Origin of the sequence: Clostridium sp. J1101437_171009_A5, from assembly GCF_015547905.1 — a bacterium.
GTDB lineage: Bacteria > Bacillota > Clostridia > Oscillospirales > Oscillospiraceae > Pseudoflavonifractor_A > Pseudoflavonifractor_A gallinarum.
The window spans coordinates 148,603-156,371 of record NZ_JADMVY010000009.1 but is presented as its reverse complement, the minus strand read 5'-3'; the positions used below and the strand labels follow the sequence as shown (position 1 = coordinate 156,371).

Below are 7,769 nucleotides of genomic sequence, written 5' to 3'. Positions count from 1 at the left end.
CCCTCGGGACGGAACATGTCTCTGGCCTTCTCCCGGCGGGCCTGCTGCGTCCTTCCGGTTCCACGCCGGTCAAAGATCCCGGCGAAGTCCATATAGAACAGCACATCGGAGAGGGCAGTGACCTTCTCCTCTCCACGCTCCCGCCAGCTCTTCCCGTAGAGTTGGTACATCAGCTGATGGAACATGGCGCAGCTGTCCTGCTCGTGCTTGGCGCCCGGTACCTTGCAGTGCTCGGTGGCGCTGCGATTCAGGGTAAAGGTGTAAACGCCGTCTTGCTCCGCGGCATAGCTCATCACCGCCCGGGCAGAGAGTTCGTAGATCTGATAGGTCGCCATTGGCTCACCTCCGTTTGCTCCATTCTACCATAAACCATTTCAAAGTCAAAATGAATACTACTCCCACTTCTTTTGAGGTGGGAGCGTTTTGTATTCAAATTTTTGAAATGGAGGTACCAAATATGAACAACAAAATGAACCATCCCCTCATCACAGTGGACGGCAGAACCCTGATGGATCGTCCGCTGGAACCGCCCAATTTTGTGGTGGATACCCTGATCTCTCAGGGTCTGCACATCCTGGCTGGCTCACCAAAGGTGGGCAAGTCCTGGCTTGCTCTATGGCTGGCGGTGACAGTTGCCAAGGGAGAACCGGTCTGGAACATGACCACCAAGCAGGGCACCACCCTCTATCTCTGTCTGGAGGATTCCGTCCTCCGCATCCAGAACCGGCTGTTTGAGATCACGGAGGACGCACCAGACAGCGTCCACTTCTGCACAGAGTGCGCCCTCATCGGCCAAGGGTTGGAGGAACAGGTGGACGCATTTATCGCCGCACATCCCGATACAGTGCTGGTCATCATTGACACCCTGCAGATGGTCCGTCCGATCCACGACGCCACCTACGCCAATGACTACCGGGATCTGTCTGTGCTGAAGCGGTTGGCGGACAAGCACGGCATTGCCATCCTGCTCATCCACCATCTGCGGAAAGAAAAGGCGGAAGATGTGTTCCACCGGATCTCCGGGACCACTGCCATCAGTGGCGCGGTGGATTCCAGCTTCACCCTGGTAGAAGAAAAGCGGGGCAGCGGCAGGGCCAGACTGACCTGTGTGGGCCGGGATATCGAATACCGGGAGTTGGAGTTGGAACGCAGCAGTGAAAATGTGTGGAAGTTGGTTTCGGACAGCCGGACACAGCCGGAACAATTGGAGGGGCAAATCGTTGTTCTCCTCTCTGCGTTTATGAGCACCAGAACAATATTTATCGGCACTCCTACAGAGCTCTCCGAAAAGATCGACCCTGATAAGTCTGAAGGGGTAACGCCTAAAAAGATTTCAAGGCTGATCCTGCAAAGCGTTGAGGCCCTAAGAAAAAGCGGCATTCAGGCAACGGTTCGCCGCAGCAACGGGAAGCGAGTGATCGAGTTGCGCCGTGCCGATAGTGTCGATTTGGAGGGTGCCGGAGAAATCGTCCCTATCGACCCTGTCAAGGCGCTGTGCGGCGATTTGCGGGCGGTTTCCGGGGACAGCGAGTAAACTCCCGCAAGGCAAAAGAAACGCCGTGTTGGGCCGCTTGTGGCCGAAGGAGGAGTGCAGGTGTTCGGCGCGGGAAAATCACCTCAAAAGGGGTCCCCGGCGAAACTCAGCGGAGCGGTTTCGCTGGGGAGAGGAGGAAGCACGGAGCGAGGGAACTTTCGACCTCGGTCGGAAGCGACGGATGCGCAGTCGCTTCCGACGAGGGCCAGCATCGCGTTTGTCTGGTCACCGGCAAAGCCGCCGCCCGCCTTCCGCATAATTTCCGGGCAGAAGCCCGGACCCACTTTATCTACGGTTTGGAGGAAACCACATGAAAAAAGATATCAAATTCAGCACCCGGATGGCCTCCGAAGACCGGGAGGCCATCAAGGAATTGGCGAAACGCTCCGGGATGTCCATGAGCGACTATGTGACGGCCTGCTGTCTGGGAAAGCAGGTAGTGGTCGTCGATGGACTGAAAGAAGTGCTCAAGGAGCTGAAGTCCATCGGCAGAAATCTGAATCAGCTTGTCACCCTGGCGCACATGGGACGCGTCACGGTGATCAACCTGGACGGTGTACGCCAGGCGTTCTCTGAACTCTGCGCTGCTGTCCGGCTGATCCTTGAACGAAAGCGGTGGTGAAAAATGGCGATCATCAGTTTCACTAACTACAAGCGGGGCCAGACCACCGGATGCATGGGAGCCGTGATGCGGTACACCATGCAGAACAAGAAAACCGAGTTCGATGGGCAGCGGTTGGTCACAGGCATCAACTGCCAGCCGGAATCTGTCTACTCAGACTTCATGACCACCAAGCGGCTGCATCACAAAACCGACGGTGTGAGAACTGCGGCAGCGCAACGATCAAGTCTGCATGGAGTTTTCTCTCCCTGTGTTCCAGCCTAAAGACAGGAAGCAGAAAACCAAGACCATGACGGTCGGCGAGTATCACACGGCCGCCCGTGGCCAGAGCAAAAAACTGCAGCTCATGAATATCATCAACGACTGTATGCGCCACGCCTCCAGCTGTGAGGAATTCATTGCGCTGATGGAGAGCGAGGGCTGCAAGGTGCGCTGGGAAACCTCCCGGCGGAACATCACCTACACCACACCCAGCGGCTGGCAGTGCCGTGACCGCCTGCTGTTCGGGGACAAATATCTGAAGAAGAATATGGAATATGAGTTCAGGATCAGAGAAGAAGTTATCTATGGACGAGCTGTTGGAAAAGAACCGTCCCGCGCAGATGGTACAGACCACGCCGCAGCCTCCGGCGCAGGAGCTGACACCGCCTCCCGAAGTGCATCCTACGAAAGCGGAGTGGGAGGAACTGCTGAGCAGCCTCTATGCACTGGGGGACCACACCGAGAGACAGACTGGCTATCTCAAGAAAGTCAGCGAATTGCTGGCGCAGCTCCCGACCCGGACGCAGATGGACGAGCTGCTGAAAGTGGTGAAGCATCTGGAGAAGATGAGCGAACAGGCTGGGAAGCGGAACGAGAAGTGTTTTTCTCTGTCCGGCATCAGGCTGCCCAGACTGAGTCTGCCGGACATTCCATGGATCAGCCTGCTGCTGGGACTGGCGGCCCTGGCGCTGACTGGGCTGGTGCTGTGGGTGGTGTGGTTCAGCTTAGACACACTCTGGAGCGCGGCCAGGGGCCTGCTCCCGTGAAGGACGCCACCACCACGCGCTACCACGCAGACAGCAAGGCCCTCCGGAAAGAACGGCAAAAGAAAATCGCCCAAGGCCACGCCGAGGACGACCACGAAGAAGAACAAACTTGGCAGCAGACTATGTAAAGGAGGATGATCACATGAGTTATCAGCAGGCAATGTATGATCGGGAGCATCCCCGATACTCTGAGCCGACAGAATATATCACGATGGAAGTGGACGGACTGATTGTTGCTCTCCGCTTCAAAAACACCATCACAAAGCCTGACACAGTGTCTGAAATTGAGCAGACGCTGTTGATGGCACAGGACTTTGAAAACCTGAACAAGCCTGCTTGATTCAGTAGACTTTTTACCAGTGGTGTGGGATACTGTGTGTGCATATGAACCTTGACAATTTAATCTGAGCAAACCATATGCACCGCAGTCCTATACCAGAAAGGACAAGGTGCAATCATGGAAAAAAACAAGCGAGTATATTGCCTCTATCGAGTCTCTACTAAAGGACAGGTAGAAAAAGATGATATCCCGATGCAGAAACAATACTGCCGTGAATTTGCGGAGAGCCAGGGATGGACGATCATCAAAGAATTTGCAGAAAAAGGTGTCTCGGGTTTCAAGGTGGCTGCTGCTGACCGCGACGCGATTCAGGAGATCCGCCAGGACGCTGAGGAACGGAAGTTTGACATCCTGCTGGTGTTCATGTTCGACCGCCTGGGACGGCGGGACGATGAGACGCCCTTCGTGGTAGAGTGGTTCATCCGCAACGGAATCGAAGTGTGGAGTGCAATGGAAGGGCAACAGAAGATGGACGATCATATCGACAAACTGCTGAACTATATCCGTTATTGGCAGGCCTCCGGCGAGAGCCTCAAAACCTCTGCCCGAACAAAGACACGCCTTTCGCAAATCGTGCAGGAGGGGAGGTTCCGGGGCGGGATCGTCCCCTATGGATACCGCCTGGAAAAGCAGGGGCGCTTCAATAAAAAGAATCATGAAGTCAACGAGATTCTGGTTGACCCGGATGAAGCTGCGGTGGTGCGCATCATCTTTGAAAAATATGTCTATGAGGGGTTCGGCGCACAGCGGTTGTCCCGGTGGTTATATAACAACGGCTATCTCAATCGAAAGGGGACCAACTTCGCCAATACCACCATCATCAAAATGCTGAAGAACATCATGTATGTGGGAATCCTGCGCAGTGGGGAAACACGCTCAGAAATCTTTCCGGAGCTGCAAATCGTTCCACTGGATCTGTATGAGCGAGCACAGGAGTTGATGGGGGCCAGGACAATGCACCACAATGAAGTGCCCTTTAACTCCAAGGGGAAGGCGCTGCTCTCCGGGATGGTCTACTGTGCCCACTGCGGTTCCAAGCTGGTGCTGACCACCAGCAGCGGCAGACGAGCCAAGGGTGAGCCCAAACGGGAAACCCATATCCGCTACGCCTGCCATTACAAGATCCGCCATCCTCAGGACTGTGACGGTCAGACCGGATACTCCGGTGAGAAACTGGACGGCATTATTGATAAGATCGTCATCCAACTCTTTGAGCGGATGAAGACTGCACCCAGGAGCCAGCTCATTCAAAAGCAGCGGGAGAAAGAACTCCAACTGGCAAACAGTTCGGTGGCTAATCTGGAGAAACTCCATGCCGCCGCAGAACGGGAGCTGGAAAGCTACAAGAAAGAGATCATCAAGACCATCAATGGGACTGGCAGCTTTGGAGCGGACATCCTTGGGGAGATGATAGAGGACACCCGAAGCAAACTGGCGGCGCTGGCACAGGAATTGGAACAGGCCAAGGAAAAAGCGGCTGATCTGAAGAACTCTGCCGTTGCCGTCCAAAAGGAGTATGACAAGATCATGTCCTGGGCCGACCTGTATGCGGGGAGCAGTATCGAGGGAAAGAAGATGATCCTTCGGCAGCTCATTGAGCGGGTGAATATCGGGAGGAACTTTGAAATCGAAGTAGAATTCAAAATCAGTGTCACACAGTTCTTCGACTTCCTGCATCCGGAAGGGGACAAGAGTGTGTACTATCGTGCATCCTGAAAGCATGAAAAAACTCGGGAGATCTCAAAACGAGATCTCCCGAGTGTGGTGGACCTAATCGGGATCGAACCGACGACCTTACGGATGCGAACCGTACGCTCTCCCAGCTGAGCTATAGGCCCAAATCAACAGTTCCCAAAGCGGAACAGAAGAATAAAGCAATATGAAATTATAGATGTGGCAGAAAACCGAACCCTTTGCGCTCCCAGCTGCGCTACAGGCCCATGACCATGAAATATTATAGCATGAATTTTCGAAATGTAAAGAGTTTTTTGAAAAAAATAAAAAAGCGATATTGCTAATTTGGGGGAAATGATGTATGATAACAAATACGAGCTTTCCGAATGCACGGGCGTCCATTGCCCGGCCTACGGCAAGGCCGCACTAGTTGGGGAGATAGCGGTGCCCTGTACCTGCAATCCGCTACAGCAGGGATGAATCCCGGCCCCCGGATTTTCGTTGTGTCGTCTGACCCAGGTAAGCAGCGATGATGGATCGGTCCCGCGCAACGGGGCCCCGTGAACCGTGTCAGGTGGGGAACCAAGCAGCACTAAGCGGAATGCGCCGTGTGCCGCGGGACTCCCGCTCCTGAGCCGGCTGCCAGGGTAACGGACAGAACGGAAACTTCAAAGGTCGGTGTGCGGTCTTGCCATGTGCCGGGCATATGGCATGGAAGAGGAGCGGGGCGACGGGTCAATACCCGCATCCTCCGCTCCTTTTCACATGGACCGAATTTTTGGCGAGGTGACAGGCATGTATCAGGCACTCTACCGCAAATGGAGACCACGGACCTTTGACGATGTGGTGGGGCAGAGCCATATTACCGATACCCTCAAGCGCCAGGTGGCGGCGGGACGGCTCTCCCACGCCTATCTCTTCACGGGTACCAGAGGGACCGGCAAGACCACCTGTGCCAAGATTCTGGCCCGGGCGGTGAACTGTGAGCACCCGGTCAACGGAAACCCCTGCAACCAGTGTCCCTCCTGCCTGGGGATCGAGAATGGCTCCATTCTGGACGTGCTGGAGCTGGATGCGGCCTCCAACAACGGCGTGGATCAGGTCCGCGCCCTGCGGGATGAGGCGGTCTACACCCCCGCCGCCGTGCGCAAGCGGGTGTATATCGTGGACGAGGTCCACATGCTCTCCACGGCGGCCTTCAACGCCCTGCTGAAGATTTTGGAGGAGCCGCCCGCTCACCTGATGTTCATTCTGGCCACCACCGAGCTCCACAAGGTGCCCGCCACCATCAAGTCCCGCTGCCAGCAGTTCTCCTTCAAGCGGATCCTGGCGGGGGACATCGCCCAGCGCCTGAGCTACGTGGCGGGAGAGGAGGGCATCCAGCTGGCCCCTGAGGGAGCTGCCCTCCTGGCCCGGCTGGCGGACGGCGGCCTGCGGGACGCGCTCTCCCTGCTGGACCAGTGCGTCAATCCCAGCGGCGTGATCGGGGAGGCGGAGGTCCTCTCCGCCCTGGGACTGGCCGGTAATTTGGAGACTGCCGCCCTCATGGACCACATCGCCCAGGGCAACACCGCAGCCGCACTGGAGACCCTGGGGCGGCTCTACGGAGCGGGAAAGGATGTGGGGAGCCTGCTGGGAGAGCTGGCCGGTCTGGCGCGGGACCTGTTGGTGCGCAAGACGGCCCCCCAGGGCGGCGCGGCCCTGCTCACCGGCGGATACGATGAGACCACCATGCGTAAGCTCTCCAACCAGCTGGAGCCCCAGCGTCTGATGCAGATGCTGAGCCTCCTGCAGCAGACGGCCGCCGATCTCTCCCGCAGCGGAAACCGGCGCACCGATGCGGAGCTGTGCCTCATCCGGCTGTGCGACACCACGCTGGACAGCAGCCCGGCGGGCTTGAGCGCCCGTCTGGCCCGCCTGGAGGAGCGCTTGGCCCAGGGCGGGACCTTCCAGGCCCAGCCCGCTCTGGCGCAGCCTGCGGCCGCTCCGGTCCAGGCCAAAGCGGTGGAGCCGCAGCCCCAAACGCAGCCGCAGTCTCAGCCCTCCGGGGAGGATCTGCCCCCCTGGGAGGAGGAGCGTCCCCCGCTGCCCGAGGAGCCGGGAGAGCCGGTCTTCACCGTACCCGAGCCGCCGTCCCCGGCGGCCGAGCGTCCGGCAGTCCGGCGCCGGCCTGCGGCCCCTGCTTCTCCCGCTGGAGCGGGCAGCAAGGCGGCGGGGCATTCTGCCGATCTCTGGCCGGCTGTGGTGGGCGCGGTGCGGGGCAAGGTGCCCATGAGCGACTACCCCTTCCTCAGCAATCCCGCCCAGGTGCAGGGACGGCTGGAGGGCGATCTGCTCACCCTCTGGGTGGACTCCGACTTTACCCGGGTGATGGTGGGCAAGGCTGCTACCCTCCGGGCGGTGGCGGCGGCGGCCGGGGCCATTGTGGGACAGCCGGTCCGCTGCGCGGTGTCGGTGGGCGTTCCGCCGGCGCCCGCTCCAACGGCATCCGCACCGGAGCACGACAATCTGGAGGACCTGCTGGCCCTGGGGCAGCAGTTTGATTCCATTATCATCAAAGAATAAAAGAAT

8 protein-coding genes, 1 tRNA gene, 1 other RNA gene and 1 pseudogene are annotated in these 7,769 nt (G+C 57.9%); 8 read left to right on the top strand and 3 right to left on the bottom strand.

The window, feature by feature from the left end; all coding sequences use genetic code 11:
* Positions 1 to 335 (bottom strand): annotated as a pseudogene (locus I2C21_RS12820) (hypothetical protein); the annotation flags it as partial.
* A gap of 122 nt (positions 336 to 457) precedes the next feature.
* Here I2C21_RS12820 and I2C21_RS12815 point away from each other — a divergent pair.
* Positions 458 to 1,534, top strand: a complete 1,077-nt coding sequence (locus I2C21_RS12815) for an AAA family ATPase (RefSeq protein WP_195279439.1) — start codon at positions 458 to 460, stop codon at positions 1,532 to 1,534.
* Positions 1,535 to 1,844: 310 nt separating this feature from the next.
* Positions 1,845 to 2,156, top strand: a complete 312-nt coding sequence (locus I2C21_RS12810) for a plasmid mobilization protein (RefSeq protein ID WP_055178577.1) — start codon at positions 1,845 to 1,847, stop codon at positions 2,154 to 2,156.
* 160 nt (positions 2,157 to 2,316) lie between these two features.
* Here the strand turns inward: I2C21_RS12810 and I2C21_RS17680 are convergent, their stop codons facing one another.
* The gene (locus tag I2C21_RS17680) at positions 2,317 to 2,772 is read right to left on the bottom strand and encodes a hypothetical protein (protein ID WP_286167296.1); all 456 of its coding nucleotides are present in this window, start codon (positions 2,770 to 2,772) and stop codon (positions 2,317 to 2,319) included.
* Here I2C21_RS17680 and I2C21_RS17675 point away from each other — a divergent pair.
* The 4 genes from I2C21_RS17675 (at position 2,759) to I2C21_RS12795 (ending at position 5,240) form a co-directional block, all read left to right on the top strand.
* Entirely contained in the window at positions 2,759 to 3,184 is a 426-nt protein-coding gene (locus I2C21_RS17675; RefSeq protein ID WP_286167295.1) for a hypothetical protein, read from the top strand. The genes I2C21_RS17680 and I2C21_RS17675 overlap by 14 nt on opposite strands.
* Positions 3,181 to 3,312 carry a hypothetical protein gene (locus tag I2C21_RS17670; protein ID WP_286167294.1) on the top strand — a complete coding sequence of 44 codons (132 nt, stop codon included), beginning with the start codon at positions 3,181 to 3,183 and terminating at the stop codon, positions 3,310 to 3,312. The genes I2C21_RS17675 and I2C21_RS17670 overlap by 4 nt, the downstream gene beginning before the upstream one ends.
* A 14-nt stretch (positions 3,313 to 3,326) precedes the next feature.
* Positions 3,327 to 3,524: a hypothetical protein gene (locus tag I2C21_RS12800; RefSeq protein ID WP_087181419.1), complete on the top strand. Its 198-nt coding sequence runs from the start codon at positions 3,327 to 3,329 to the stop codon at positions 3,522 to 3,524.
* A 192-nt stretch (positions 3,525 to 3,716) separates the two neighbouring features.
* Entirely contained in the window at positions 3,717 to 5,240 is a 1,524-nt protein-coding gene (locus I2C21_RS12795) for a recombinase family protein (RefSeq protein WP_195279438.1), read from the top strand.
* Between the two features lie 46 nt (positions 5,241 to 5,286).
* On the opposite strand, the gene I2C21_RS12790 is transcribed toward I2C21_RS12795, so the two are convergent.
* Positions 5,287 to 5,362 (bottom strand) — tRNA-Ala (locus I2C21_RS12790).
* A 257-nt stretch (positions 5,363 to 5,619) separates the two neighbouring features.
* Between I2C21_RS12790 and ffs the strand changes: the two genes are divergently transcribed.
* Both ffs and dnaX read left to right on the top strand, forming a co-directional pair.
* An RNA gene (gene ffs / locus I2C21_RS12785) (signal recognition particle sRNA large type) lies at positions 5,620 to 5,884 on the top strand.
* Between the two features lie 79 nt (positions 5,885 to 5,963).
* Entirely contained in the window at positions 5,964 to 7,763 is a 1,800-nt protein-coding gene (gene dnaX / locus I2C21_RS12780) for a DNA polymerase III subunit gamma/tau (RefSeq protein WP_286167293.1), read from the top strand.
* Positions 7,764 to 7,769 lie beyond the last annotated feature (6 nt).

Excerpts from the sequence above, each read along its gene's own strand:
- I2C21_RS17675 (WP_286167295.1), top strand. The coding sequence starts at position 2,759 with ATGGTACAGACCACGCCGCAGCCTCCGGCGCAGGAGCTGACACCGCCT.
- I2C21_RS12800 (WP_087181419.1), top strand. The coding sequence starts at position 3,327 with ATGAGTTATCAGCAGGCAATGTATGATCGGGAGCATCCCCGATACTCT.
- dnaX (WP_286167293.1), top strand. The coding sequence starts at position 5,964 with ATGGACCGAATTTTTGGCGAGGTGACAGGCATGTATCAGGCACTCTAC.
- I2C21_RS12810 (WP_055178577.1), top strand. The coding sequence starts at position 1,845 with ATGAAAAAAGATATCAAATTCAGCACCCGGATGGCCTCCGAAGACCGG.
- I2C21_RS12795 (WP_195279438.1), top strand. The coding sequence starts at position 3,717 with ATGCAGAAACAATACTGCCGTGAATTTGCGGAGAGCCAGGGATGGACG.
- I2C21_RS12815 (WP_195279439.1), top strand. The coding sequence starts at position 458 with ATGAACAACAAAATGAACCATCCCCTCATCACAGTGGACGGCAGAACC.